We start from the raw sequence: 23299 nt of genomic DNA on the forward strand, positions 1-23299 counted from the left end.
GGTTCCCACGAGCCGCGGCCCCGTCGGCCTCACCAGGTGAAACCCTTCTGCACGTCCATGCAGGCGTCCTTCTTGTCGCCGTTCAGCACGGCGGCCGTGGTGGGCGCCTTGGTCGGCTGGGTGGTCTTCGGATAGGTGGCCCCGGTGCGCCAGTCGGCGCCCACGATCAGGGTGACCCCCGAGACGTCGGTGGACTTCTTCACCGAACCGGTCGGCAGCCCGACCGCCTTGGCCACCGCCTCGGCGTCGCCCTGCAGGTCGGCGCTGGGGTAGAGGATGGTCGTCCGGGCCTGGGGGGTCAGCTCGGCGGCGTCCACCTTGGCCTCCGTGAACCCTTTGCCCCGAAGGACCTCTTCGATCGCGCTCGCCCGCTGGGGCGTCGGGGCCTCACCGTTCACTCCGGTGCCATTGCGAACCTGTACGGCGATCTGGCCGGCCGGTGCCGCCGGGTCCTTCGGCGGTGTCTGCTGGGCCTTTTTCTTCGCGCCCTGACCGTCCAGCGGGACGTCGTCGCGGATCATGGAGATCAGCTGGTCGGCGTCCCCGGCCATGGGCACCAGCCGGTCGTGGTTCTGCGACCACTGCGTGGTGGGCAGCGTCGTCATCGTGATGCGCTTCGTGGGGACCTTCTTGAACTCCTCGGACAGGTCGTACAGCTTCTTGACCGTGCCCAGGCCGTCGTCGACGGTGAGCGCCTTGGTCGCCGTCTCCGCCAGTCTGCGCATCTCGTCCGGGTTGCTCAGCGTCGCGTTGTCGCGCAGCTGGCGGACCATCGAGTTCATGTACATGTGCTGGGCGTGGGTACGGCCGATGTCGCTGCCGTCCTCGAAGCCGTAGCGGGTGCGCAGCCACTGCAGGGCCTGCTCCCCCTTGACCGAGGTGGTGCCCGCCTTCAGCTTCAGGCCCGAGCCGTGGCCGTCCGAGGTGTGCGAGTAGACGTTCTGCTTCACACAGACCGGGACACCGCCGATGGCGTCCGCCATCGAGACCACACCGGAGAAGTCGACCATCATGAAGTGGTCGATGTGGATGTTGGTGAGCTTCTCCCAGGTGGCGACCGTGCAGCCGGGGCCGCCCCGGGCCAGCGACTCGTTCGCCATGGACAGCGAGAGCGCCTCGTACACCTTGTGGTCGCTCGGGTCGGTGCACTTGGGGATGGAGATCATGGTGTCGCGCGGCAGGCTGACCACGGACATGTTGGTGCGGTCGGCCGACAGGTGCACCAGCATCTGTACGTCGCCGAGCGGGGCACGGCCCACATCGCCCCTGGAACCGCCGAGCTTCAGGTCCTCGGCGGTGTTGCGGCTGTCCGAGCCGATCATCAGCACGTTCAGCGGCGTCTGGCCGGCCGCGTTCGGCGTGGCCTGTGGCGCGCCGCCTTCGCCGAGGTTCAGCTTGGCCTTGCGGATGTTGGCGTTGAGGTGCTCGTAGTAGAGGTAGCCCGCGCCGGCGGTGCCGAGTATCAGCACCGCCACCGTCATGGCCGAATAGCGCAGTATGCGCCGCTTCGGGCGCGCGGGTTTCGTGTTCTCCCCGCGCCCGCCCCCGCCCTCGCCCCCGGCCGGCGCCTGGCCGCCGCCCCCACCAGGTACGTGGGCGCGCCGAGTGCGTGGCAGAGCCCCTTCTCTGCCCACGCTGCTTTGCGTCATCTTCCTGCCCTCCCGCCCCCGGCACCCTCACCGCGGCTTCGTTCAACACCCCGCGCGCGTGCTCGCGCACCGGGGCACCATGTGGCTTGCTGCCGGCCGCGTGCCGTGGAGTGCGGGGCACAGGCCGGAGTGCGGGTCCGCCGCGGCCCCGTGCCGTGGCGATTTCCGCGCTCTGCGCTTAGTGAGACGTAGAACCGGCCCCTGAGGTCACGAGGCGCACTTCACCTCGTTGGCGGTCGTCTTCGGAACACCGGCCGGAGCCTTGGACGAGCCGCTGACCGGAACGCCCGCTCCCTTGAAGTCCTGACCGAGCCTGAGCACGATCGCCGGCAGCCCCTGCGCGTTGGTCTCGCTCTTGCCCGGCGTCAGGGCGGAGGCCGACAGGCCCATCAGATCGGCCAGTTCGCGCGCCTGGTCGGCCTGGCCGGGAGCGTACTCCAGGGTCGTCCTCGGCTGCCGGGTGCCGGAGTTGCCCAGCTGGCTGGACTTGGGCACGCCCTTCTGGGTCTGCAGCCAGGTGAGCGTCTCCTGGGCCGAGCCGGCGGCCGCGCCGGCGTTGTAGATGTCCACCCGGACCTCCGCGGCGGCCGAGCGGGGCCCCTTGAGCTTGGCGGCCTCGGCCGCCTTCTCCTTCTGCTTGACCTCGCTGAAGGACACGTCGCCGCTGATCGCGGAGGCGATCTGCTGGTCCAGGGCGGGGTTGGGGACGACCGTCTTGTGGATCCTGCCGTCGGCGGGGTTGTCGAGGACCGGCAGGGTGACGAAGCTGATGTTCTTCGGCGGCACCTTCTTCAGCTCCATCGCCACGTCCTTGAGCGTGCTGATGGAGCCGATCCCCTTGTCCACGGTGAGCGCCTTGGTCGCCGCCTCCGCCAGGTCCAGGAGCTTGCTCGGGTCGGTGAGCGTCGAGTCGGACTTCATCTGCCGGAACAGCGAGCCGAGGAACTGCTGCTGGACCTTGATGCGGTCGAGGTCGCCGTGGTTGCCCCAGCTGTAGCGGGTGCGGACGAAGGCGAGGGCCTGCTCGCCCGCGACCGTCGAGGGTCCGGCGGGCAGGTCCAGGTGCGACTTCTTGTCCTTGACGGCGTGCGCCAGGCAGACCTTCACGCCCCCCACCGCCGTCGTCAGCGTCTTCACCGCGTTGAAGTCGGCCATCATGAAGTGGTCGACCTTGACTCCGTTCAGGAGCTTCTCGACCGTCCGGATCGTGCACCCCGGGTCGCGGCCCAGCTGGCCGAGGCTGGTGTTGAAGCGGGTCTGGTCGGTGCCCGGGATGGTCCTGACCGAGCCGTCCGGCTGCTTGGTCGGGCAGTCGGGGATGTCGGTGATGACGTCCCGGGGGATGCTCAGCGCGGTGGCGTTGCTGCGGTCCTTCGCCACGTGCAGCAGGATGTTGGTGTCCGCGTGCCCGACGCTGTTGGCGTCGCCGTACCCGGTGTCGCCCTTGCCCTGGCGGCGGTCGGTACCGATCACCAGGATGTTGAACGCCTCCCCCTTGCTGAAGGAGTCGCTGGTGGCACCGGCGGTGTCGGTGGTGGTGATGTTGCCGTTGAGGTGCCGCAGATACAGGTAGCCGCCGGTCGCGGCGGCGATCACGACCACGGCCAGGGTGCCGCTGGTCCACAGCAGAACCCTTTTTCCGGTGGACTTCTTCTTCGTCGGGCCCTTGCCGCGGCGCCGGCCCGCCGGCTGGGGCTCGGGCTGCGGGCCGCGCCGCCGACGGGGGCCGGGCAGGTCCGAACCGCCGGGTGCCTCCGAGTGGCCGGATACGTCCGCGCGGCCGGTCGCGTCGGCGGATCGGCCGGGTGTGTCGTTGCCGCCGGACGGCGTCGGCCGGGGGCCGGAACGGCGGGATCCCGGCACGGAAGGCTGCCCGGCGGCAGGACCCAGCCTCAGTTCGTACTCACCGGTCTCCGGATTGAGTACCCACTGGTCTGCGGGATCTATGGGCTCCCCCCGCCCACGGCCTTGCGAGTCCACGGTCGTCTGTCCTCCGTCGGGGCCGCGCGGTTGTCCTGCCCCCCAAAGACGCGTCGTCAGTCGGTGCAACAGTGCGCGACCTCGTGGCCGGTGGCACCGGGTCGCTCACACTATCCGCACACTTCTGCGACAAGCGACAGCGGTGAGAAATTCCACTTCCGTACAACCGGTCAATTGGCCCCATAAGCGGGGAATGAAGCCCGCGCCTTGGTCTCGGCTTTACCAACGGGTAGCGCTGTGCTGTGCGGTGGGCGGGGCGGGGCCGTCGTCGGACGCCCGGGCCGGGCCCGCGTTCGCCGCCGTGATCAGGGCCGCTACGGCGACCACGGCCGCGGCCACGCCTCTGGCGTACCGTTCGGTGGGGCGTCCGTAGCGTGCGGAAGGGCGTCCGAGCACGGCAACCTCGCAACAACAGTGGCCTGTTAAGCATGCTTAATGCGCCGTTTAACCTAGAGGCTGTACACGCCGAACGGCAAGAGGCGCAAGGGGAGTTGGGGGGAGCAGGGGGATGCGGGAGCGGGATGATCCGGAGGTCGTCGGGCGACGCGTGCAGCAGCTGCGCACCGAACGGGGGCTGACGCAACGTCAACTGGCGGATCCCGCCTACACACCCGCCTACATCTCCACCCTGGAGGCGGGACGGGTCCGCGCCTCCGACGACGCCCTCCAGCACATCGCCGGGCGGCTCGGCGTCGCCTTCGAGGAACTGGCCCTGGGCCGCCCCGCCCACCTCGCCACCGAACTCCGGCTGCGGCTCACCGAGGCCCAGCGCACCCTGGCCACCGGGGAGGCCGAGGAGGCGGCCGCGCAGTACGCCGCCCTGTGCGCGGAGGCCGAGGCGCACGGCCTGGGCTGCGAGCAGGCCACCGCCCTGCTGGGGCTGGGCGAGTGCGCCCTGGAGACGGGCGAGTTGGTGCGGGCCCGCGAGTACTTCGAGCGCGCCGAACGGCAGCTGGCCGGCCTGCCGCTGCCGGTCCGGGTCCCGGCGCTGCGCGGTCGGGCCGTCTCCCACTACCTCGCCGGGGAACTCCGCTACGCCGTCTACCTGCTGGAGTCCGCCCTCGACGAGCTGAACCGGGGCGGACTGCACGACCCGGACGCCCTGCTGCTCCTGTACGCCAGCATCATCGGGCCGTACATGGACATGGGCGCCCACGCCCGCGCCGCCCAGGCCGCCGAGTTCGCGCTCGCGCTCGCCCCACGGGCCGGCGACCCCGCCCTGATCGCCCGCATGCACCGATCGGTGGCCCGCACCCTGCTCGCCGAGGGCCGCGTCGCCGAGGCGGACGCCTCCCTGGCCAAGGCCGCCGAGCTGTACCGCCGGCTGCAACTGCGCACCGAACTCGCCAACTGCCACTGGATGCGCGGCTACGTCTATGCCCAGGACGGTGAACTGGAGCGTGCCGAGGCCGAGTTGCGGGAGGCGGCCGCCATGCTCTCCACCACCAGCGCCGCCCTCTACAACAGCCAGGTGACCGTCGAGCTGGCCGACGTGCTGCACCGGCGCGGCAAGTCCGAGGAGGCCGCCGAACTGCTCAACCGGGTGCTGGGCGACCTCTCCTCGGAGCGCGGCGCCGTGCACGCGGCCGCCGCCCACCGGCTGCTCGGCATCATCGCCGAGGACGCCCGGGACACCGAGGCCGCCGAGGAGCACTACGTGCGCGCGCTGAGCCTGCTGGAGCGGGCCGGGGCCGCCGGCGACCTCGCCGACCTGTGCCGGATGCTCGGTGACCTGCTGCGCCGCACCGGCCGGGTGGAGGCCGCGCTGGACGCGTACCGGACCGGGCTCGGGCACCGTACGGCCCCCGGCACCACCACCCTGGGACCCGCCCCGGCCCAGCCCCCTTTGTGACCCCTCGCCGCGCCGCCGCGCCCCGCCGAAGGCCTTCCCCGGCGCCATGAAACCCCTTCTGTGCTGCGGTTTCGCCGTTCCCGCCCCGGGTAGTCGAGAGGCCTCCGGAAGGAGGCGATGACGTGCTGCGGGTCGCCGAGGCCATCGCCGAACGGCTGCGGGGCGCCGCGTTGCACGAGGTACCCGACCGGCTGTGCGGACTGGCCGTGGAACTGCTGCCGGTGTGCGGCGCCAGTGTGTCGCTGCTCAGCGAGGGGCTGTCCGTACCGGTCGGCGCCAGTGACGAGGCGGCCGCCGGGATGGCGGAGATGCAGACCTCGCTGGGCGACGGACCGTGGCAGCGCGCCGCCGAGCACGCTCGACCGGTGCTCGCCGGGGACCTCACGGCCGGCCGGGACGTGCTCCGCTGGCCGGTGTACGCCGAGCAGGCGACGGCCGCCGGGATCCGGGCGACGTACTCGCTGCCGCTCGGCAACGAGACGGTCTGCCTGGGCACCTTCGACCTCTACAGCGCCACGCCCGGCCCGCTGTCCGCCCATGACCTGCGCGTCGCCCGGCTGGTGGCCGGCGTGCTGACCGTGGCGCTGTCGTCGCTGCCGTGCGCCCAGGAGGACACGATCGACCCGGCCTCCTCCTGGCTGAGCGGCCTGACCAGCGAACACGACCAGATCCACCAGGCCGTCGGCATGATCATGGCGCAGCTGGGTGTCACCGCCGAGGAGGCGCTGGCCCGGCTGCGAGGGCACGCGTTCTCGCACGGGCGTACGGCCCTGGAGACGGCGCACGACGTGGTCCGGCACCGGGAGCGGTTGGAGGACCCCGACTGACGGTCCGCCGCGCCGGTCAGGCCTGCGCCCGCTCCTGTTGCCGCACCTGCGTGAGCCGCTGGACGCCGGCGTCCAGGGCCTGCCGGGTGGAGTCCTCGGGCAGGGTGCCGAGGGCGCCGTTGCTGAGCACGATGGCGTCGTCGCCGACGCGTACGGCGGCGATGTCCAGGGTGAGGGTGGTCGTCTCCCCGTTGTCGTCCTCACCGTTCAGCGTCACGCGCAGCCCCTGCCGGTCGTCCCCGACCGAGGGCAGCCCGACGTCCGCCACCCGCACGGTCTGCGTCCCGGCCCGGGTGGTGGCCGCGGTGAACTGCGAGCAGTTCCGGGGCAGCGTCCGCAGCCAGGCCAGGGAGCGCTCCACGTCCGCCGGGCGGTGGCCGTCGACCTGGTAGCGCAGCTGGGCCTGGTCGTCCTGGTCGTCCAGGGCGGTCACCGCGTACGTCCCGGTCGGCGCGCCGAGCGGCTCGTCGGCGTACAGGGCGTCCAGCAGGCGCTGGCAGTCCGGCGCGGTGGTGGCCGCCTTCAGCAGGGTGTCCCGCCAGGTCGCCGACCCCTCGGTCGGTGTCCACGGCGCCCCGAGATCGGTGTCGGTGATCAGCGCGGCCCGCACTTGGGCTTCGCTGAGCGGAGCGTCACCGGCCTCCTGGCCCGGGGACTGCGACGGCCGCTGCTCCACGCCGGGCGAGACGGCGGCCGACCGCGCCCGCCCCGCTCCGCCGCCCCCGCAACCGGCCACGGCGGCCAGCACGAGGACGCCGGCCACGCAGCCGGCGAGGAGGCGGGGCGCGGCGGGGACGGCGAGGGGGCGGGCCGCGGCGGGGACGGCGAGGAGGCGGGCCGGGGCGGATGACATGCGGGGCCTCCAGGGGCTGCGCGGTGCCGGTACGTGTCCCCCACGGCACCACCCCCCACGCCACACCACCAGCGCACGGGCCCGTCCGGGTGAGGACACCGGCGCGGGAGGCCGTACGGCGGCGGAGGTCGTACGGCGGAGACCGACGCTGTTCTCGTCCCGGCTCTCGTCCCGGCTCTCGTCCCGGCTCGCGTCGCGGCTCGTGGCGACGGACGGCGGGCGGCTGCGTAGGGTCGCTGTCGCAAGGACCCCGAGTCCATGGAAGGAGCCCGCCGTGACCGGTCAGCCCATACCCGTGATCATCGACTGCGACACCGGTGTCGACGACGCCCTGGCCCTGCTGTTCGCCGTCCGCCACCCCGGCCTCGACCTGCGCGCGGTGACCTGCGTGGCCGGGAACACGGACGTGGACGGCGTGGTCCGCAACACCCTCACCGTGCTGGAGCAGGCGGGAGCACCGGACATCCCGGTGGCCCGGGGCGCCGAACGGCCGCTGATCGAGCCCGCCCGCTCGGCCCGGCATGTGCACGGCTCGGACGGGATGGGCGACCTGGGCCTGCCCGCGCCCACCCGCGCCCCGGTGGAGGCGGACGCGGTGACCCTGCTGCGCCGCGAGATCCTCGCCTCCCCGCGCCCGGTCACCCTGATCCCCACCGCCCCGCTCACCAACATCGCGCTGCTCCTGCGCACCCATCCCGAAGTGACCCGCAACATCGAGCGGATCGTGTTCATGGGCGGCGCGGTGACCACCGGGAACGCCACACCGGTCGCCGAGTTCAACGTCTGGCACGACCCGGAGGCCGCGGCCGTCCTGCTCACCGCCGGGGTGCCGATCACCATGTACGGCCTGGACGTGTTCATGCGGGTCGTGGTCCCCGGCACCGACGTACGGCGGCTGCGCGCGAGCACCGACCCCGGCACCCGGCTGGCCGCCGAACTGCTCGCCCACCGGCCCGTCACCCAGGGCGGCCCCACCGGGGCAGAGGCGGCCGGCGGTCTCGGCGACGCGGGCGCGGTCTGCGCCGTCGCCGACCCGGCCGGCCTCACCACCGGCCTGCTCCCCGTCGAGGTCGCCCTCGCTCCGGGGCCCGCCCGCGGTCAGACGATCGTCGACCGCCGGCCGCGCCCCGGGGAGTCCGAGATCCACGAGGGCACCCGCGAACAGACCCTCGTGGACGTGGCGTTGGACGTGGACGTGGAGCGGTTCGTCGCGCTGTGGCTGACGACGGTCGAACGGCCGTGACCGCCCGTCAGTTCCCGGCCCACCGCTGCTCCACCTTCGCCAGCCGCCAGTACGCCAGCGCCGCCGCCCACACCACCACGAACAGGCCGACGATGATGTAGCCGACGTTGGCCAGGTCGAGGCCGAAGAGTTCCATCGTGGCGATGAAGAAGGCGACGGCGATGGACAGCCCGGTGATGGTGAGGTTGTAGAAGACCTTGCGCACCGGGTTGGAGAACGCCCACTGGTAGGCGAAGTTCATGAACGTCCCGTCGAGGGTGTCGAACAGGCTCATCCCGGCCGCGAAGAGCAGCGGCAGGCACAGGATCGCGTACCAGGGCAGCCCCGCCGCCGCGCCCGACCCCGCCATCACCATCAGCGTGACCTCGGTGGCCGTGTCGAAGCCGAGACCGAAGAGGAAGCCCAGCGGGAACATCTGCCCGGGGCGGGTGATGGACCTGGTCAGACGGCCGAGGACACGGGTCAGGAAGCCGCGGGAGTCGAGGTGCTGTTCCAGCTCCTTCTCGTCGTACGACCCCGCGCGCATCGCCCGGAAGACGCGCAGGATGCCGGCGAGGGCGACCAGGTTGAGCGCGGCGACGAGATAGAGGAACACCGCGGAGACCGTCGTACCCATGAAGCCGAGCACCTGGTGGGTCCGGGAGTGCTCGTTCGTCACCCGGTCCGCCAGCTGTGTGCCCGCCGCGATCATCGTGGCCAGCACGACCACCACGCTGGAGTGACCGAGCGCGAACCAGAAGCCGACCGACACCGGCCGTTTGCCGTCCGCCATCAGCTTGCGGGTGGTGTTGTCGATGGCGGCGATGTGGTCCGCGTCGAAGGCGTGCCGCATGCCGAGGGTGTAGGCGGTGACGCCGAGTCCGATGCCGAAGGCCCTGGAGCCGACCTCGTAGTGGCCGGGGACCACGAGAAGGAACAGGATGCCGAAGGCGACGACGTGCAGGGCGGCGATCACCGCCATCAGCCCGACGGTCTTCACGGTGTCCTCGCGCCGCCAGCGGAAAGCGGCAGGGGAAGGCTCGGTCATTCGGTCACGCTCCAGCACCTCGTGGATCAACTCGTGAGATGCCGTGGCCGGTCTCCTGGCTTACGGGTCGTGCGTCAACCGGTCCGCCTTCCCGGCCGTCGTACGACGACCAGTGGCTGCCCCTTGCGGGACGTGGACCGGCAACTCCCCGATAACAGTGGCGAGGGCCGCGTCGGCTTCGCACCGACTTCCCGAGCACCACGGCCCGTTCACCGTAGGGGGCTTCACCCCTTGCTGCATAGCTGCGCACCTGTGCAGGTATGGAAGATCACAAAAAGGCGCCTGCGAGGATGAGCCCATGCATCTCGTGCCTGCCGACCGCGCGGACCGTCGCACCATCGACGGCCACCGGGTGTGCGACGCCATCGCCGCGATCGGCGAGCCCGGCCATGTCCGCACCTGGGCCGACCGCTTCTCCCTGCTCGCCGACGCCAAGCGCCTCGCCCTGCTGCTGGCCCTGCACCGCACGGGCCCGCTGGCGGTCTCCGACCTCGCCATCGCCACGGGAATGAACGACCCGGCGGTCTCGCAGGCGCTCAGGCTGCTGCGCGCCGCGGGCGTGGTGGAGGGGGAGAAGGAGGGCCGGGTGGTCAGGTACCGGGTGGTGGACGCCGAGGTGCAGGGGCTGCTGAAGCACTGCGCGGCGGACGCGGACGAGGGCGGCTGACGATCTCCCGGACTTCCCGGACGGAGCACCGGGCAAGGTTCCCCTTCCCGGCAATGTGGACAGATTCCCTACGTCTTCGTCCTTCCGAAGGGAGCCCGCGTGGCCGATCTCTCGTCCAGGAACCCCGACTGGTGGCGGCAGGCCGTCGTCTACCAGGTCTATCCGCGCAGCTTCGCCGACGCCGACGGCGACGGACTCGGTGATCTGCGGGGCGTCACCCGGCGCCTGAACCACCTCGCCGCCCTCGGCGTCGACGCCCTGTGGCTCAGCCCGTTCTACCCCTCGGAACTCGCCGACGGCGGCTACGACGTCGCCGACCCCCGCGATGTCGACCCGCGCCTCGGCACTCTGGACGACTTCGACGCCATGGTCGCCGAGGCCCACCGGCTGGGTCTGAAGGTGATCGTCGACATCGTCCCGAACCACACCTCGCACCAGCACCGCTGGTTCCAGGAGGCACTGCGCGCGGCCCCCGGCTCCCCGGCCCGGGACCGCTACGTCTTCCGCCCCGGCCGGGGCGAGCACGGCGAACTCCCGCCCACCGACTGGCAGTCCGTCTTCGGCGGCAGCGCCTGGCGGCGGGTGCCCGACGGACAGTGGTACCTGCACCTCTTCGCCCCCGAGCAGCCCGACCTCAACTGGGGGAACGAGGAGGTCCGCGCCGACTTCCGCACCACCCTGCGGTTCTGGTCCGACCGGGGCGTCGACGGCTTCCGCATCGACGTCGCCCACGGCCTGGCCAAGGACCTCACCGAGCCGCTGCGGGACATCGGCGACCTCGGGGCGACCGGCGAGGAGGCCCTGGAGCGCGTACCGCCCGGCAGCCACCCCTACTGGGACCGCGACGAGGTGCACGAGATCTACCGCGACTGGCGCAAGATCTTCGACTCCTACACCCCGCCGCGCACCGCCGTCGCCGAGGCCTGGGTGCCGGGCGCCCGGCGCGCCCTGTACGCCCGCCCCGACGAACTCGACCAGGCCTTCAACTTCGAGTACCTGCAGGCCGGCTGGGACGCGGAGGAACTGCGCGGGGTCATCGCCGGCTCCCTCGCCACCGCCCGCGCGGCCGGCGCCTCCGCCACCTGGGTACTGTCCAACCACGACGTCGTACGCCACGCCTCCCGGCTGCTGCTCCCGCCCGGCACCGACGACAACGCCTGGCTGCTGTCCGGCGGCCGGGCCCCGGCCCTCGACGAGGCGGCCGGTCTGCGCCGGGCGCGGGCGGCCACGCTGCTGATGCTGGCGCTGCCCGGATCGTCGTACGTCTACCAGGGCGAGGAACTCGGCCTGCCCGAGGTCGCCGACCTGCCCACCGAGGTCCTCCAGGACCCGATCTGGGAGCAGACGGGGCACGTCCGCAAGGGCCGCGACGGCTGCCGGGTGCCGATCCCGTGGACGACCACCGGCCCGTCGTACGGCTTCGGGGCCAGGGGCGCCTGGCTGCCGCAGCCGCCGTCCTTCGCGTCCTACGCCGTCGAGGCGCAGGCCGGCACGGAGGGCTCCACGCTGGAGCTGTACCGCACCGCCCTGCGGCTGCGCCGCAAGCTCCTCGACGGCGAGGAGCTGACCTGGAGCGACGACACCCCCGCCGGGGTCCTGCGGTTCAGCCGGTCGGAGGGCTGGAGCTGCGTCGCCAACCTCTCGGCGCGGGCGGTCCCGCTGCCGTCCGGGGACGTGCTGCTGAGCAGCGCGCCCCTGACGGACGGGCAACTGCCGCCGGACACGACGGTGTGGCTGGCCTGACGGACGCCGTTGTTCCCGGGGTCCTCATCCCGCCGTCGGGCTCGGGACGGTCCCGTTCTGGCCGGTCCCGTTCTGACCGTTGCCGTTCTGGCCGGACGCCTCTCCCGGCAGGACCGGCGGCTGGGTGGTGCTGTTCACCGGCGGGGTGAGGACGACCTGCGGCTGTCCCGGCGCGGCGGGCGGCGGGGTCAGATCGGAGGCCGGCAGCTTCGGCGGGGTCGTCTCCTGGAAGAGGACCTGGTCGAAGTCGACCAGGCCGGTCTGCTCCATCACGGTGATGTGGTCGAGGACGGTGGCGTTGGCCTGGTCGGCCAGGATCCGCACCAGGGTGTTCTTGGTCGTCGAGCGGATCTTCGCGATCGTGTTGAAGATCGAGCCGTGGGTCACCCGCAGGATGTTGGCGAAGTCCGTGTCGAACTTCGCGCCGGTGTCCGCGGTGAGCGTGCTGACGAAACCCTGCTGCTGCGGGCTGGCCACATCGGGGATCGCGATGTTCAGCATCGGCCCGATCTTGCGGCAGCTGGCGTCCAGCGCCGCGTGTCCGTCGATTAGGTGCTTGCTCGCGATGATGACCGCCTTGCTCTGCCCCTTCTTCAGACCCAGCTGGCCGACGGGGTACTCCCACAGCCCCGCCGCGCGCACCTTGACCACGAAGTCCCGGTCCGATTCCGTCAGCGGCCCCCACTGTGTCTGGGCGATCACGCGCGTGGGGGAACTGGAGGTGGTGCTGACCCCCAGCATGCTCGGGTAAGCGAGTGCCACGAGGGTCAGCGAAAGGGCACCGCCGACGAAGAGTGTTCCCGTCGCGTTCCGCGAAAAGGCCACCGTGCCTCCTGCCCGGTAGTGGTTCACCGCCCACCGGCGGTTCGGACGCACAGGAGTACGGACCGGGAAGCGACCGGAGTCTCTTGATTTGGTAAAAACTCCGGGCCCACACACGCGAGTTGGTCCCGTCGGCCCGTGCCGGTGCCTTTGTCGCCCAACCACTCCTGGTTGACGAAGTGTTGACCCGTTCGCGGGAGAGTGCAGACGAAACGCGGGCCTAGATTCGGCGGCATGCCCCCACAACCGCCCCCCAGAGTCCCCGCCGCGCTTCCCGTCCTGCCCTACCGCAAGCCCACCAAGGGCCGCGACTACTGGGTACTGGACGACGCCCTGCCCGACGTCGACGCCGTACGGGAACGGTGTCTGGCCAAGGACGACTGGGTGCAGGGGTACCCCTACACCTCGGAGACCTGGCCCGGCCTGCGCGCCATGCCCGGCCTGGAGGCGGGTGAACTCGCCCGTATCGAACGGCTGGTGAAGAAGGCCACCGGTGCCAGGGAACTGTGGGTGCAGAAGGCGCCGGGCGGCGGCACCCTCAACCACAACTGCGTCCAGGTCGTCGGCGAGGGCGAGAGCCAACCCCGCCCGCACACCGACTCCCGCGCGCTGTGCCGGTACGCGGCCGTGCTCTACCTCAACCCGAACGTCCCCAAGGACTGCGGCACCAGCTTCTACCGCCAGCACCTGCCCGGCGGCAGGCTCGGCGGCAACGTCGTCCAGGCCCCGCACAACAACCTCGTCGAGGCCCTCGGCACCCGCTTCGTGGCGCCGGACGCCTTCGAGGAGGACGTCCGCGTACCCCACAAGTACAACCGCCTCCTCCTCTACAACGCCAACCTCGTGCACAGCGCGACGGGTTACTCCGGCAGCACGCTGGAGGAGAAGCGGATGACGGCGGTCTTCTTCTGGATGGCCTGAGGGTGCCGTCGGACGGCCCGGACGCGGGCGGGGCCTACCAGCCGACGAGCGCGGGACCGAGGCTCAGTCCCGTCCGGCTGAGCCATTCCTCGGCGACGTCACGGTTGCGGGTGCCTATGGAGAGGTAGACCGCGTGGGTGCCGGGGGCGGGCTCCGTGCACTGAACGTCCCACACGCTGTTGAGACAGAGCTGCACCCCGCAGAGCTTCGACGAGGGCAGCCCCCGCAGGGCCCCGTCCCAGGCCACGTCGAACCCCAGCGGGCCCACGGCCTCGACCATGAGGTCCAGCTCCGCCTCCGTGCAGCTCTCGTCGTCCGGTCGCACCCTGAAGGGCGGGACGCTCCAGCCGGGCAGGTTCAGCTCCAGTTCCCACTTCTCCACCAGGGGCCACAGCTCGGCGAACTCGGGGCGCAGTTCGACCTCCACGCCGTAGTCGTCACCACCGCGCAACCCGCCGGTACGGTCGATCACACTCCGGAACTCGACGAGCCTCTCCGGCGGGAAGCGCCTGCCGTCCCGGCACGCGAAGACGGCCTCGCCGAAGTAGCGGCGCGCGTAGTGGAACTGCTCCACCGTCACGACGGGACCGATCTCGGGCGAATACGGCTCATCGGCCCACTCCGCGAACTCCCCCAACAACTCCCGCGCCCGCCCCAACGCCCCCACGGCGTCCGGCAACGGCTCAAGCACCTGATAAAGCATGGACATCCCCATGGCACACCTCCCGAACGGGGAGCGTACGCAGCACGTGGGCGGGCGTCGCGTGGATTACGACGGCACCTCCGGACGCGAAGTGATCTCGACGGCAACGGCACTCATGTGCAAGCCGGGCTATGTGGCCGATTGGCCCGAACTTTCGGACTGGCAGTGACGGGTTCGTGGCGCGTGGGGCGCGTGGGCGCGTGCGGGTGTGCGGGTGTGCGGGTGTGCGTGCGAGTGTGCGTCAGGATGTGTCGGTGAACGATCAAATAGCTGAGCAGGATCAGCAGGTTCGGCAGTCCGCCGTGCGGCCCGTTGGTGGTGTGGCCCGGTTCGCCGTCGGGGGGCTGCTTCTCGCGGGGGGCGCGTGGGTGGTGCGGGCCGGGTGGGAGCTTCGGCTCGCGGCGGCCGGCGAGCCGGCGTCCGGGCCGCCCGACCAGGGGGGCGGTGACCACCGGCCGCTGAACGCGCTGGAGAACGGCTACCACGTCGTCACCGCCCTCGGGGAAGGCGTCGCCCTCGTGTGCGCCGTGCTGTTCCTGCGGTGGCTGTGGCGTGTCCGGGACAACGCCCGGGAGCTGACCGGGCTGCGCCCGCGCTACGCCGGTTTCTGGGTCTACCTGGGCTGGATACTCCCCATCGCCAACCTGTGGATCCCGCGCGGCCTCGTCGCCGACGTCCACCGCACCATCGCCCCCGACCGCCGCCTGCCCCGCTCGCTCAACTGGTGGTGGGCGCTGTGGCTGATCGGCACGCTGAGCGGGGTCGGGTTCGTGTACCGCGACGATACCGACGCGGTCATCGCCCGCGCCTACACCGAGGTGTGGCCGCTGGTCGTCTCGGACGCGGCTGTCGTCGGAGCGGCCGTCGCCGGTGCGCTCATGGTGCGCGCGGTCACCTCAGCGCAGCTCGAACGGCAGCGGCAGCCGGTCATGGGTGGCGGCGCCGAGGAGGGCTGAGCCCCTACGGGGGGTACGGGTACTGCACGGCCCGCGTCGGCCGTTCCCCCCATCCCCCAGGAGTATCCCTCAGGAGGCCCCCATGACCACCCTCGCGCTGATCGGAGCAGGTCCCGGTCTCGGGGTCGCCGTGGCCCGGCGGTTCGGGCGGGAGGGGTACGACGTCGCGCTCCTCGCCCGGGACGAGGAACACCTGCACTCCCTCGCCGGCACCCTCGCGGCCGACGGTGTCACCGCCCGCGGCTTCGCCGCCGACGTGCGCCGCCCGGAGCAGCTGGCGGCGGCCCTGGACGCGGCGGCGAAGGCGCTCGGGACGATCGAGGTGCTGCAGTACAGCCCCGTTCCGCACCGGGACTTCATGCGTCCGGTGCTGGAGACCAGACACCTGGACCTGCTGGGGCCCGTCGAGTTCTCGGTCTACGGCCCGGTGGCCGCCGTACAGCAGGTGCTGCCCGGCATGCGGGCCCTGGGGCGGGGCACGATCCTGTTCGTCAACGGGGGCACCGCCGTGGTCCCGCACCCCGACCGGGCCGGTACCTCGATCGCCTTCGCCGCCGAGAGCGCGTACGGCCGGCTGCTGCACGACCGGCTCGCCCCCGAGGGCATCCACGTGGCCCAGCTGATCATCCCCGGGGCCATCACGCCGGGCCATGTGCGCAAGGATCCGTCCGTGCTCGCCGACACCCTCTGGGAGCTGCACCGCACCCGGCACGGCTACCGGCACTACGCCGATGACCTGGACAGTTGATCGTCGCCCTGCGTGTAAGCGGTTTGTAAGCAAAGATGGTGATGTTGGCCGCATTGCTCTCTTCCTAGGGGGCCCGAGATGGCTGTGGAAATCCCTCCCTTGATCAAGCCCTCCCGGCTCAGGCGCCGGGGAGGCCTGCTGGGCGAATGCCTGGCGGAGTTCCTGGGGACCTTCGTCCTCATCTCCTTCGGCTGTGGCGTGGTCGCGATGGCGGTCGCGGCGCTGCCCGGCTCGGGCCGTACGGCCGGGCCGACCACGTTCTTCCTCGGTGCCGGTGACTGGATGCTGATCACCTGGGGCTGGGCGATGGCGGTCGTCTTCGGCGTGTACGTGGCCGGCGGCGTCAGCGGCGCCCACATCAACCCGGCGGTGACCCTCGCGTTCGCGGTGCGCCGCAAGTTCCCGTGGGCCAAGGTCGTCCCCTACTGGGTGTCGCAGCTGGTCGGCGCCTTCGCCGGGGCGGCGCTCGTCTACGGCGTCTACCACGACGCGATCAGGACCTTCGACGCCGCCATGCGGGCGCCGAAGACGGGCGGGCACACGCTCGCCACGTTCTCGATCTTCGCCACGTTCCCGGCGCCGTACTTCCACGGCGGGATCTGGGGCCCGCTGTTCGACCAGATCGTCGGTACGGCCTTCCTGGTCATGCTGGTCGTGGCGCTGATCGACCTGCGCAACACGGCGGTCCAGGCGAACCTCGGTCCGCTGCTGATCGGCTTCGCGGTCGCCGCGATCGGCATGTCCTACGGCGCGAACGCCGGATACGCGATCAACCCGGCCCGTGACTTCGGGCCGCGCCTGTTCACCTGGGTGGCCGGCTGGAAGAGTCTGGCCTTCCCGGGGAGCCTGTCCGGCGCGTTCAGCGCCTACTGGTGGATTCCCATCGTCGGGCCCCTGGTCGGCGGGGTGGTCGGGGTGCTGGTGTACGACCTGTTCATCGGCGACGTCCTGGTGGTGCGCGCCGCGCAGGGCGAGCTGCCGGAACCCGGCCGGACGCGGCCGGTGGTCGAGGAGGAGTAGCGAGCCCGCCCGGCCCCGGCATTGTCAGTGCCGTCTGCTCTACTCGGTCGCAGGTGTTCCAGGCACTGGCGGAGGTGGGGCATGGGCGTGCTGTACGACTACTTCGGGGCGGCGGACCCGGCGACGGCCGTGGAGTGGGCGATCGGTCCCGGCGGGGACCACCGGCAGGAGGGCCCGTCGCTCGACGAGGCGGGGGCCGACTGGATCGACATGAAGGGCATGGACCCGCACCTGGCCCTCGGACAGCTGATCGCCTTCGCCGAGGGCGTGCCCTTCGCCGGGCAGCGCGACAAGCCGGAGCTGATCTGGCCGGACCTGCGCCAGTGGCCGGAGCCGACCGGCTCCGAACCGGACCCCGGCTCGCCCTGGGAGTCCGGCCTGCTCCTGATGGCGCTGCCCGACCGCTGGCGGGACGTCCTCGCCGAGGTGGCCGAGGAGTTCGTACCGATGCTCGCGATGCAGTGGTCCTTCACAGACGAGGCAGTGTTCGCCGACCAGTCGACCGCTGAGGACTGCGTACGGGCCTTCACGGGGCTGGCCCGCCGGGCCCGCGCGGCGGGCAGCGGCCTCTATTGCTGCTGCTGCCCCTGACCTGAGCCCTAAGAGCCAGGGGCGCGCGGGCCCGGGAGGCCGGGTCAGGTCACTGGTCCGAGTAGCCGATGTCGCCCACCGTCCAGGCGCTGACGTCCGCCAGGGCGACCCGGTACATGCCGCCCGTGTCGGGGATGCCGAAGCTGCCCTGGAGGATCCGGGCGAGGTGGAAGTGCAGATGGGTGGGTCGGGCGGTGGGTGCCGACGGCTGGGCGGAGGTGAACGCGGCGGAGAAGGAGGCGAGTTGCTCCGAGCCGCGCAGGACCTCCGCCACGCGCTCCTTCCACAGGGCCTCGGGGGCCAGCCGCCCGGTGATCACGGCTCCGGGGACGACCACGGTGAGGGACATGTGGCTCTGGTGCTCCGACTCCACCCTCGCGGCGATGTCGACGAGCAGGTCATCAGGGTGTGACATGGATGACGAGACTACTCCGGATGACCTGGGACGTCGGCGTCAGCGGGCTTTTGTCTCCGAGGAGGCGCGGCGCCGTCCCCGGCCGCCCCGGCCGCCGCGTCCGCGCGGGACCGGTGCCGAGGAGGCCTGGCGGGCCGGGCGTTCGGGGCGCTGGGGGGCCGGTGCGGGGAGGGTGACGGGCACGCCGGAGGGCGTGCGGGCGCCGGTGATGCGGTTCAGTTCCGCGTCGCCGGGGCGGACCTGGGTGGTGCGGGGCGTGATGCCGGCGTCGGCCATCAGACGGGTCATCTCGCGGCGCTGGTGGGGCAGGACCAGCGTGACGACGGTGCCGGACTCACCCGCGCGGGCGGTACGGCCGCCCCGGTGCAGGTAGTCCTTGTGGTCGCCGGGCGGGTCGACGTTGACGACGAGGTCGAGGGCGTCGACGTGGATGCCGCGGGCCGCCACGTTGGTGGCGACCAGGGTCGTGACCTGCCCGTCCTTGAACCGCTCCAGGGTCCGGGTGCGCTGCGACTGGGACTTGCCGCCGTGCAGGGCCGCCGCGCGCACACCGACCGCCAGCAGCTTCTTGGCCAGCCGGTCCGCCGCGTGCTTGGTGTCCAGGAACATGATCACCCGTCCGTCACGGGCGGCGATCTCCGTCGTGGTGGCGTGCTTGTCGTCCTCCTCCACGTGCAGCACGTGGTGCTCCATCGTGGTGACGGCACCCGCGGCCGGGTCGACCGAGTGCACCACCGGGTCGTCGAGGTAGCGGCGGACGAGACGGTCGACGTTGCGGTCCAGGGTGGCCGAGAACAGCATCCGCTGCCCGTCCGGGCGCACCTGGTCGAGCAGGGCGGTCACCTGCGGCATGAAGCCCATGTCGGCCATCTGGTCGGCCTCGTCGAGGACGGTGACGGCGACCTGGTCGAGCCGGCAGTCGTCCCGGTCGATGAGGTCCTTCAGCCGGCCGGGGGTGGCCACGACGACCTCGGCGCCGGAGCGCAGCGCGTTCGCCTGCCGGCCGATGGACAGCCCGCCGACCACGGTCGTGAGCCGCAGGCTCAGGGCGCGGGCGTAGGGGGTGAGGGCGGTGGTGACCTGCTGGGCCAGCTCACGGGTCGGTACGAGGACGAGCGCCAGCGGCTGGCGGGGCTCGGCACGCCGGCCGTGGGTGCGGGCCAGCAGGGGGAGCCCGAAGGCGAGGGTCTTGCCGGAGCCGGTGCGGCCCCGGCCGAGGACGTCCCGGCCGGCCAGCGAGTTGGGCAGGGTGGCGGCCTGGATCGGGAACGGCTCGGTCACGCCCTGCTCGGTGAGCGTGGCCAGTATCCGGGCGGGCAGCTTCAGGTCGGCGAAGGACTCGGCCGGCGGCAGGGCGGGGGTGCGGGTGACGGGCAGCGCGAATTCGCCGTGGGGCGCGTTCGCGCCGCCGGGGTTCTGCTGCGAGGGCCGCTTCTGTGAGCGGGGCTTGCCCGGCCGGGCGGTGCGACCGGTCGTGCGACCGGCGCGAGTGGGGTGATTCATGGGATACCTCCCTCGATGCGGCACGTATCGAGGAATTCCTCCCAGCGGCGGTGCGGGCGGTGGTGCCCGGCCGTATGAGGACTCGCAAGAATTGAGCCGGAGAAAGAACGGGGAACAGCAATGGGCTGGGGCCCGCACCTTGGAGGTGCGGGCCCCAGCCGTGTGGTACGCGGCAGCGTCAGGCGGGAAGGATGTTCTCGGCCTGCGGGCCCTTCTGGCCCTGCGTGACGTCGAAGGTAACCTTCTGGCCCTCATGAAGCTCGCGGAAGCCCTGGGTGGCGATGTTCGAGTAGTGGGCGAAGACGTCGGCGCCGCCGCCGTCCTGCTCGATGAAGCCGAAGCCCTTTTCCGCGTTGAACCACTTCACGGTGCCAGATGCCATATTGAATCTCCCTTGGGGCGGTGCCCGGTTCCACACCTTGTGGATCCGGAGTCGCAGCGACTACGTACCCCTCCGGAAAAACAAAAAGAGTAACAAACTGCAACTACTGTCACCGTAGCAGACCGGCTTGCATTGTGGTGGCGGGCGGTGGGGCTCATCGGGTGAGCCCGGTGTCCACGGTGGCCGGGCGGTGGCCGGGCGGTGTCCTGGCGGTGGCCTTGAGGCGGCGTGGAGGCGGCGATGGCGGGACTGGTGCGGATGGGGCCGTGGCGGTTCGTGGTGTGGTTCGGCACCGTCAGTCTGCTGGCCGACTTCGTCTACGAGGGGGCCCGCTCGGTCACCGGGCCGCTGCTGGCCTCGCTGGGCGCCTCCGCGCTGGTCGTCGGCGTGGTCACGGGGGCCGGGGAGGCGGCGGCGCTGGGCCTGCGGCTGCTGTCGGGTCCGCTGGCGGACCGCACCCGCCGGTTCTGGGGGCTGGCCATCGCCGGGTACGCGCTGACGGTGGTGTCCGTGCCGTTGCTGGGCGTGGTCGGGGTGCTGTGGGCGGCCTGCGTGCTGGTGATCGCCGAGCGGGTCGGCAAGGCGGTGCGCTCACCCGCGAAGGACACCCTGTTGTCGCACGCCACGGCGGCGACCGGACGCGGGCGCGGTTTCGCCGTCCACGAGGCGATGGACCAAGTGGGCGCGCTCGTCGGACCGTTGACGGTGGCCGGCGTGCTGGCGCTCACCGGCGGCCAGTACGGACCGGCGCTGGGCGTGCTCGCCGCACCCGGGGTCGCCGTACTGGGCGTGCTGTTCTGGCTGCGGGGGCGGGTGCCCGACCCGGAGGCGTACGAGCGTGAGCTGACCGCCTCAAGCGACACCGACACCGACGCCGACGCCGAGGCCGACGCGGGTGCGGGCGCGCCCGCGCCGCGGCCCGGCCGGCTGCCCGCCGCGTTCTGGACGTACGCGGCCTTCACCGCGACCACCACCGCCGGGTTCACCACCTACGGCCTGCTCTCGTACCACCTCGTCGAACGGCATCTGCTGACGGACGCCTGGGTGCCGGTGCTGTACGCGGCCGCGATGGCCGTCGACGCGCTGGCCGCGCTGGCCACCGGCTGGTGGTACGACCGCGTGGGCGCCCGGGTGCTGGTCGTGCTGCCGCTGCTGGCCGCCGCCGTACCGGCGCTGGCCTTCACCGACACCCTCGCCTGGGCGGTCGGCGGCTCGCTGCTGTGGGGCGCGGCGATGGGCGTCCAGGAGTCCACGCTGCGCGCCACGGTCGCCGACCTGGTCCCCTCGCCCGGCCGGGCGACCGCCTACGGCGTCTTCGCCGGTGTGGTGGGCGCGGCCGGCCTGGTGGGCGGGACGCTGACCGGCGCCCTCTACGACTACTCCGTTCCGGTGCTGATCACGGTCGTCGTCGCGATCCAGGTCCTCGCCCTGATCCTGCTCGCGGCCACCCGCACCAGCCGGGCGAGCCGTTCCTGAGGGCGGAAGGTGCGGGCGACCGGCAGCGTGGGCGCCCGAAAGACTGCCGTGAGTCGTACAGGTGTTCCTTGTGTGGGTGGTGGCAGCCTTCCGGCATGACCGATGGCCGGGACGTGAACCGCAACGTGAGCCGGGACCTCGGCGGGGGCCCCGGCCGGGAAGTGATCTGCCTGCCCCGGGGGAAGCGCGCCCTGTGGTTCCTCGTCGCGGCGGCTGCGGCCGGGGCGGTGGCGGCCGTACTGCGGTCGGCGCGCTCGGGCGGCCCACCGGACATCGGGGCCGGTGTCGGGCTGCTGCTCGCGCTGCTGGGCGTCGCGGCGTTGCGCAAGGCCGCCGCCCGGGTGCGCGCCGACGCGTACGGGGTGCACGTCCGGACGCTGCTCAGCCGCCGCAGCGTGCCCTGGCACCAGGTCGCCGAACTGCTCGTACGGCGGAAGTACAGCCGCACCGACCGGGGCCCGAAGACCCGGCGCGTCCTCCTGGCGCTGCACGACGGCGGCCGGAGGCTGCTGCCCCTGCCGCGCGGCCGGTCCGGTGACGATCCGGCCTTCGAGGCGACGCTCGACGCGCTCCGCGCCCTGCACCGCCGCCACGGCGGTCCCGAATCCGCCCATGCCCGCGTCGTCCCGTACCCCGCCACCGGCAGCGGCTGGGCTCTGCCGCTCGGCCTGTGCGCGCTGCCGCCGCCGCGGACCCACCCGCCCTGCGCCGGCACGCCCGCGACCGCGGCTGGTCCCGGCTGCGGCTGCTGAGCTGCGCGGACAGCACGTTCAAGTACGACCTGGGCAGCGAGGACGAGGACGGCCAACAGGACTCCACCGTCTCGGTGTTCACCCGCGACGCCGACGGCACGGTCCGCCACGCCTACTCCGCCCACCCGCGCCTGGCCGACGACATCGCCGAGCGCGGCATCGACCTGCTGGCACCGGTCTGGCACCTTCTCGACCTGACCCCGCGGGGCCGGGGCGACTGGTACCCGAGCCTCGACTACTGAGTCCCGACCGACCGGGTCAGCCCAGGCACACGACGAGCAGGCAGAGCTGGGACGGTGAGGTCGCCGCCGGGGAGGGGCTGGACTGCGACTGGGACGGGGGCGTCCCGGTGTTCGTGCCGCTGGTGTTGCCGCTGGTGCCGGCGGCCGGGGGCGTCGACTGGGCCGGCGCGGGAGAGGTGACCGACTGCCCCGCACCCGAAGCACCCGAGGCGGTGGTGGTCGTACGACCCGTGTGAGCGCTCTGCCCCGTCCGAGCGGTCAGTGCCGTCTGTGCCGTCCGGCCCGTCGTGGCGGTGGTCAGCGAGGTGTGCCGCTGGGCGGGGAAGGACTGCTCGAGGGGGGCGTTCGTCGCCGGGGCCTGCGAACGCGTGCGGGACGTGGACGGGTGCGCGTCGGCCCCGGTCAGCGCCGGACCGGTGTGCTGCGACGTCGGTTGCTCCACGTCCGGCGTGCTCGGCACCTCCGGTGCGGCGGCCGCCTGCGGCCGGCCGGCGGACTGCCGGTCCATCCCCACGACGGTCAGCCCGCCACCGACGAGCGCCACGGCGGTCGCGACCACGGCCCGGCGCTGGTTCTTCTTCCACCGGGCCAACTGCCGCCGGCGCGCCGCCCGGCCCTGCGGAGCGGCCGGTACGCCCTGGACGTCGTCACGCGGGGGATCGTCGTGCCAGGCGGTCTCGGGCACGGCCGCTTCGGGCACGGCCGCTTCGGGCACGGTCGGTTCGGGCGCGAGGCCCCAGTCCGGCTGCCGGACGGTCCAGTCCGTGGCCGTGGCGACGGGGGCCGCCACGGTGCGGTCGCCGGCGGTCACCGGGGCGATGTCCGGCGCATAGGCACCGCACCCGGGGCACACCAGGGCACCGTTGAGATGCCGACGACACGAGGAGCAGTAGTCCATCTGTGGTCTTTCTCCGGGCTGTCGCACGT

At 72.3% G+C, this 23299-nt stretch carries 23 protein-coding genes and 1 riboswitch; of the genes, 13 read left to right on the forward strand and 10 right to left on the reverse strand.

What is annotated here, in order from left to right; all coding sequences use genetic code 11:
• Positions 1 to 29: 29 nt before the first annotated feature.
• Positions 30 to 1649 (reverse strand): LCP family protein, encoded by a 1620-nt coding sequence (locus tag ACFYMM_RS10965; protein WP_388385525.1) that lies wholly within the window; start codon positions 1647 to 1649, stop codon positions 30 to 32.
• A gap of 207 nt (positions 1650 to 1856) precedes the next feature.
• Positions 1857 to 3629 (reverse strand): LCP family protein, encoded by a 1773-nt coding sequence (locus ACFYMM_RS10970; RefSeq protein WP_388385526.1) that lies wholly within the window; start codon positions 3627 to 3629, stop codon positions 1857 to 1859.
• A gap of 508 nt (positions 3630 to 4137) precedes the next feature.
• Between ACFYMM_RS10970 and ACFYMM_RS10975 the strand changes: the two genes are divergently transcribed.
• Both ACFYMM_RS10975 and ACFYMM_RS10980 read left to right on the forward strand, forming a co-directional pair.
• Complete coding sequence (locus ACFYMM_RS10975) at positions 4138 to 5481, forward strand: tetratricopeptide repeat protein (RefSeq protein WP_388385527.1); 1344 nt, start codon at positions 4138 to 4140, stop codon at positions 5479 to 5481.
• A 122-nt stretch (positions 5482 to 5603) separates the two neighbouring features.
• Complete coding sequence (locus ACFYMM_RS10980) at positions 5604 to 6308, forward strand: GAF and ANTAR domain-containing protein (RefSeq protein ID WP_388385528.1); 705 nt, start codon at positions 5604 to 5606, stop codon at positions 6306 to 6308.
• A gap of 16 nt (positions 6309 to 6324) precedes the next feature.
• Here ACFYMM_RS10980 and ACFYMM_RS10985 read toward each other — a convergent pair whose 3' ends face one another.
• Positions 6325 to 7161 carry a hypothetical protein gene (locus tag ACFYMM_RS10985; RefSeq protein WP_388385529.1) on the reverse strand — a complete coding sequence of 279 codons (837 nt, stop codon included), beginning with the start codon at positions 7159 to 7161 and terminating at the stop codon, positions 6325 to 6327.
• 274 nt (positions 7162 to 7435) lie between these two features.
• Here ACFYMM_RS10985 and ACFYMM_RS10990 point away from each other — a divergent pair, with 274 nt between their 5' ends.
• Complete coding sequence (locus ACFYMM_RS10990; RefSeq protein ID WP_388385530.1) at positions 7436 to 8404, forward strand: nucleoside hydrolase; 969 nt, start codon at positions 7436 to 7438, stop codon at positions 8402 to 8404.
• A 7-nt stretch (positions 8405 to 8411) separates the two neighbouring features.
• On the opposite strand, the gene ACFYMM_RS10995 is transcribed toward ACFYMM_RS10990, so the two are convergent.
• Positions 8412 to 9431 carry a HoxN/HupN/NixA family nickel/cobalt transporter gene (locus tag ACFYMM_RS10995; protein WP_388385531.1) on the reverse strand — a complete coding sequence of 340 codons (1020 nt, stop codon included), beginning with the start codon at positions 9429 to 9431 and terminating at the stop codon, positions 8412 to 8414.
• Between the two features lie 27 nt (positions 9432 to 9458).
• Positions 9459 to 9649, reverse strand: a riboswitch (cobalamin riboswitch).
• Positions 9650 to 9729: 80 nt separating this feature from the next.
• Between ACFYMM_RS10995 and ACFYMM_RS11000 the strand changes: the two genes are divergently transcribed.
• Together ACFYMM_RS11000 and ACFYMM_RS11005 are read left to right on the forward strand one after the other, a co-directional pair.
• Positions 9730 to 10098 carry an ArsR/SmtB family transcription factor gene (locus ACFYMM_RS11000; RefSeq protein ID WP_388385532.1) on the forward strand — a complete coding sequence of 123 codons (369 nt, stop codon included), beginning with the start codon at positions 9730 to 9732 and terminating at the stop codon, positions 10096 to 10098.
• Positions 10099 to 10197: 99 nt separating this feature from the next.
• Positions 10198 to 11841 carry a glycoside hydrolase family 13 protein gene (locus ACFYMM_RS11005; RefSeq protein WP_388385533.1) on the forward strand — a complete coding sequence of 548 codons (1644 nt, stop codon included), beginning with the start codon at positions 10198 to 10200 and terminating at the stop codon, positions 11839 to 11841.
• Positions 11842 to 11865: 24 nt separating this feature from the next.
• Here ACFYMM_RS11005 and ACFYMM_RS11010 read toward each other — a convergent pair whose 3' ends face one another.
• Complete coding sequence (locus ACFYMM_RS11010) at positions 11866 to 12666, reverse strand: DUF4142 domain-containing protein (RefSeq protein WP_388385534.1); 801 nt, start codon at positions 12664 to 12666, stop codon at positions 11866 to 11868.
• Between the two features lie 231 nt (positions 12667 to 12897).
• Between ACFYMM_RS11010 and ACFYMM_RS11015 the strand changes: the two genes are divergently transcribed.
• Positions 12898 to 13584 carry a DUF6445 family protein gene (locus tag ACFYMM_RS11015; RefSeq protein WP_388385535.1) on the forward strand — a complete coding sequence of 229 codons (687 nt, stop codon included), beginning with the start codon at positions 12898 to 12900 and terminating at the stop codon, positions 13582 to 13584.
• Between the two features lie 34 nt (positions 13585 to 13618).
• On the opposite strand, the gene ACFYMM_RS11020 is transcribed toward ACFYMM_RS11015, so the two are convergent.
• A complete protein-coding gene (locus ACFYMM_RS11020) occupies positions 13619 to 14293 on the reverse strand; it encodes a hypothetical protein (RefSeq protein ID WP_388385536.1) in 675 nt (224 codons plus the stop codon).
• Between the two features lie 248 nt (positions 14294 to 14541).
• Between ACFYMM_RS11020 and ACFYMM_RS11025 the strand changes: the two genes are divergently transcribed.
• The 4 genes from ACFYMM_RS11025 (at position 14542) to ACFYMM_RS11040 (ending at position 17602) form a co-directional block, all read left to right on the forward strand.
• Positions 14542 to 15243, forward strand: coding sequence for a DUF4328 domain-containing protein (locus tag ACFYMM_RS11025; protein ID WP_388385537.1), 702 nt, complete (start codon positions 14542 to 14544; stop codon positions 15241 to 15243).
• A gap of 82 nt (positions 15244 to 15325) precedes the next feature.
• Positions 15326 to 15991, forward strand: a complete 666-nt coding sequence (locus ACFYMM_RS11030; protein ID WP_388385538.1) for an SDR family NAD(P)-dependent oxidoreductase — start codon at positions 15326 to 15328, stop codon at positions 15989 to 15991.
• Between the two features lie 78 nt (positions 15992 to 16069).
• Entirely contained in the window at positions 16070 to 17011 is a 942-nt protein-coding gene (locus ACFYMM_RS11035; RefSeq protein ID WP_388385539.1) for an MIP/aquaporin family protein, read from the forward strand.
• Positions 17012 to 17092: 81 nt separating this feature from the next.
• Positions 17093 to 17602: a hypothetical protein gene (locus ACFYMM_RS11040; protein ID WP_388385540.1), complete on the forward strand. Its 510-nt coding sequence runs from the start codon at positions 17093 to 17095 to the stop codon at positions 17600 to 17602.
• 49 nt (positions 17603 to 17651) lie between these two features.
• On the opposite strand, the gene ACFYMM_RS11045 is transcribed toward ACFYMM_RS11040, so the two are convergent.
• The 3 genes from ACFYMM_RS11045 to ACFYMM_RS11055 all read right to left on the reverse strand — a co-directional run bounded on the left by ACFYMM_RS11045 (position 17652) and on the right by ACFYMM_RS11055 (position 19902).
• Positions 17652 to 18017 carry a hypothetical protein gene (locus ACFYMM_RS11045; protein ID WP_388385541.1) on the reverse strand — a complete coding sequence of 122 codons (366 nt, stop codon included), beginning with the start codon at positions 18015 to 18017 and terminating at the stop codon, positions 17652 to 17654.
• A 39-nt stretch (positions 18018 to 18056) separates the two neighbouring features.
• Entirely contained in the window at positions 18057 to 19520 is a 1464-nt protein-coding gene (locus ACFYMM_RS11050) for a DEAD/DEAH box helicase (RefSeq protein WP_388385542.1), read from the reverse strand.
• 178 nt (positions 19521 to 19698) lie between these two features.
• Positions 19699 to 19902, reverse strand: coding sequence for a cold-shock protein (locus ACFYMM_RS11055; RefSeq protein WP_388385543.1), 204 nt, complete (start codon positions 19900 to 19902; stop codon positions 19699 to 19701).
• A gap of 240 nt (positions 19903 to 20142) precedes the next feature.
• Between ACFYMM_RS11055 and ACFYMM_RS11060 the strand changes: the two genes are divergently transcribed.
• The 3 genes from ACFYMM_RS11060 to ACFYMM_RS11070 all read left to right on the forward strand — a co-directional run bounded on the left by ACFYMM_RS11060 (position 20143) and on the right by ACFYMM_RS11070 (position 22372).
• Positions 20143 to 21378 (forward strand): MFS transporter, encoded by a 1236-nt coding sequence (locus ACFYMM_RS11060; RefSeq protein WP_388385544.1) that lies wholly within the window; start codon positions 20143 to 20145, stop codon positions 21376 to 21378.
• Between the two features lie 95 nt (positions 21379 to 21473).
• Positions 21474 to 22130, forward strand: coding sequence for a PH domain-containing protein (locus ACFYMM_RS11065; RefSeq protein WP_388385545.1), 657 nt, complete (start codon positions 21474 to 21476; stop codon positions 22128 to 22130).
• Positions 22049 to 22372 carry a DUF899 family protein gene (locus ACFYMM_RS11070; protein ID WP_388385546.1) on the forward strand — a complete coding sequence of 108 codons (324 nt, stop codon included), beginning with the start codon at positions 22049 to 22051 and terminating at the stop codon, positions 22370 to 22372. Before ACFYMM_RS11065 ends, ACFYMM_RS11070 begins: the two co-directional genes overlap by 82 nt.
• Positions 22373 to 22388: 16 nt before the next feature.
• Here ACFYMM_RS11070 and ACFYMM_RS11075 read toward each other — a convergent pair whose 3' ends face one another.
• Positions 22389 to 23270 carry a hypothetical protein gene (locus tag ACFYMM_RS11075; protein WP_388385547.1) on the reverse strand — a complete coding sequence of 294 codons (882 nt, stop codon included), beginning with the start codon at positions 23268 to 23270 and terminating at the stop codon, positions 22389 to 22391.
• Positions 23271 to 23299: the final 29 nt, after the last annotated feature.

The organism is Streptomyces sp. NPDC006739 (assembly GCF_042869815.1).
Classification (GTDB): Bacteria; Actinomycetota; Actinomycetes; order Streptomycetales; family Streptomycetaceae; genus Streptomyces.